General features: G+C 40.9%; 2 protein-coding genes. Both read left to right on the top strand.

All coding sequences use genetic code 11. The features are described 5' to 3' along the window. Positions 1-146 precede the first annotated feature (146 nt). Positions 147-722: a DoxX family protein gene (locus tag ACFPOH_RS10965; RefSeq protein ID WP_342469264.1), complete on the top strand. Its 576-nt coding sequence runs from the start codon at positions 147-149 to the stop codon at positions 720-722. Positions 723-805: 83 nt separating this feature from the next. Next, positions 806-1,054, top strand: coding sequence for a thymidylate synthase (locus tag ACFPOH_RS10960; RefSeq protein ID WP_390309663.1), 249 nt, complete (start codon positions 806-808; stop codon positions 1,052-1,054). The last annotated feature ends 189 nt before the right edge of the window (positions 1,055-1,243 follow it).

Below are 1,243 nucleotides of genomic sequence, written 5' to 3'. Positions count from 1 at the left end.
GATTTTTGAGTGTGTGGTTACCTCATAAATACCCTAATTTTAAGGGGGTGGCAAGTTTTTTTTATATAAAACTAGTTATATCAACAAAAACGTAAGTTTTATTAAGTAATTTTTGACAATACGATATTTGTGAAGGGAGTGAATGTATGGAAAAAAAGGAAGTGATTTTTTATCCGGAAAATCCGGTGACCCGTTTTTTATTTAACGACACGCGTTCCGCCGCCATTTGGCTCATCATCCGCCTCTATTTGGGATGGGCGTGGTTGGAAGCTGGAATCCATAAAGTGGCCGATGATGCCTGGACCGGAAAGAATGCCGGAGCAGCGGTAAGCGGCTTCTTGAAAGGGGCTATTGAAAAAGCTTCCACGACCCATGATGTGATGGGCTGGTATGCCGCATTTCTTGAAACATTCTGCCTGCCAAACGCTAAGATTATCAGCTTTATGGTAGCTTATGGGGAAGTGCTTGTTGGACTTGGACTTATAGTCGGATTATTTACAGCCATCGCCGCCTTTTTCGGCGTGTTAATGAACGTTGCTTTCTTATTCGCAGGAACGGTCAGCTCGAATCCGCGATTGTTGCTGCTCGGAATTCTCGTCATGCTTGCATGGAAAGTGGCAGGATGGTACGGACTGGATCGCTGGGCATTATTGAAACTGGGCACACCTTGGGGAAAAATCAAAAAAGAAGAAAATGCAGAAACATCGATGTTCAATACATAATCCATATGGTAGAATAATGATAATGATTACAATAAAACGTTGCTTGACAGGCAACGTTTTTTCATGAGAAAAAGGTGAAAATGATGAAAGTAGTATTTGTCTTGACAACAACCGGCCAGGAATTGCTTCAAATGGTCACCGACGATGTAGCGGGACTTCTTGCCGCTGTGAAGGGCGAGTATGTCACATTTCCTTTCGGCACGTTTAAATACGATTTTCATTCCCTCGATTTTTATATTGAAGATAATGAATACCATCAAGAATTGGTGATCTATTTAAAAGAAGATGAAGAGCGGAATACAGTGAATGATTTTGTCATTGATGCGAAATAGGGATGCCTTCTTGCGGACTCCCTGACCCTTCGAAAAAAGAGTGTTGAATACCCGCTGCAATATTTTGGCTCTATAATATTTGGTGTTGGTGAGTATAAACCAGCACCAATTTTTTTGAACAAAAAAAAATGAGACAGTGACAAAACTCTGGTAAAATGTAATCGCCAAAACACATTTTCCAAAGGAGTT

The sequence above is a fragment of the Ureibacillus suwonensis genome, assembly GCF_042655065.1.
GTDB classification, from domain to species: Bacteria; Bacillota; Bacilli; order Bacillales_A; family Planococcaceae; genus Ureibacillus; species Ureibacillus suwonensis.
Note: the sequence above shows the minus strand (reverse complement) of the source record. Positions and strands in the feature narration are given on the sequence as shown.